This window comes from Burkholderia sp. YHN3-13, assembly GCF_055810675.1.
Map to the genome: position 1 here is coordinate 1 of NZ_JBVVNQ010000100.1, position 558 is coordinate 558.

Genomic DNA, 558 nt, shown 5'->3' on the forward strand with positions numbered 1-558 from the left:
AAATTTCCCGCGCATCACGCTGTTGGTCATTTTTGCCTGGTCGTCCTTGGTGCCGCGCCAATGCATGCAGAAGTGCTCGGCCTCGAGTACGACGGCAAGCCCGTCGGGCGAGATGCGCGATTCGAGGAGATCGGCGATCTGCTTGACCGCTTCTTCCTGGATCTGCGGGCGCGTCATGACCCAGTTCACGAGCCTTCCGTACTTCGACAGGCCGATCAGATTCGACGCGGCGCTCGGCAGCACGCCGATCCAGATGCGACCCATGATCGGGCAGAGATGATGCGAGCAGGCGCTGCGCACGCGCAGCGGCCCGACGATCAGCAACTCGTCCAGCCGCTCGACGTTCGGGAATTCGGTGACGGACGGCGCCGCGTCGTAGCGGCCCGCGAACACTTCGCGGATGAACATCTTCGCGACGCGCCGCGAGGTCTCCCGGGTGTTGTGGTCGTTGTCGACATCGATCACGAGCGAGCGCAGCACCGCTTCCATTCCCTGCGCAACTTCGTTCTGCAACGCATCGAGTTCGCCGTCGCGCAGGTGCGCGGCGATGTTGTCGTT

Annotated in this window: 1 protein-coding gene; it reads right to left on the bottom strand. The window is 63.6% G+C overall.

Going from position 1 to position 558, the window contains the following annotated elements; translation table 11 throughout:
• Window positions 1-558, bottom strand: a 558-nt coding sequence (folE, locus tag AC0KUR_RS38095) for a GTP cyclohydrolase I (protein ID WP_473377418.1), incomplete at both ends; no start/stop codon positions are given.